This is a genomic window from Streptomyces spiralis (genome assembly GCF_014654675.1).
Classification (GTDB): Bacteria; Actinomycetota; Actinomycetes; order Streptomycetales; family Streptomycetaceae; genus Streptomyces; species Streptomyces spiralis.
Genome location: NZ_BNBC01000077.1, coordinates 1 through 331 on the forward strand (window position 1 = coordinate 1; position 331 = coordinate 331).

General features: G+C 74.0%; 1 pseudogene. It reads right to left on the bottom strand.

Going from position 1 to position 331, the window contains the following annotated elements:
* A pseudogene (locus tag IE318_RS41880) lies at positions 1-255 on the bottom strand (heme-binding protein); the annotation flags it as partial.
* Between the last annotated feature and the right edge of the window lie 76 nt (positions 256-331).

Sequence of the window (331 nt, forward strand, 5' to 3'; positions counted from 1 at the left end):
GCCTTCCTTCTGGGCGGCCTTCAGTGCGGCCTGGGCGGCGTCGGTGGCGGCCTGGATCGTGAGGTGGTCGGTGGTGGTCGTGGCCTTGTCCTTGACGCCGGTCACGGCGGCGCCCGGTGCGGCGGCCGTGGTGCCGTCCGTGGTGTCGGCGGAGGCGGAGACGGCGCCGGTCACCCCGGCTCCGACCGCCGCGAGGGCCGCCGTGCAGGTGACGACCTTGGCGCGGGTGGAGAACTTCCTGGCCTTGTGCTGCATCGCGGGCTACTCCCTGTCGTGTCACGTCCAGGCGCGCTCGTCGCGCCGTGCCTCCAGCCTCGGGCCGAAGACACCG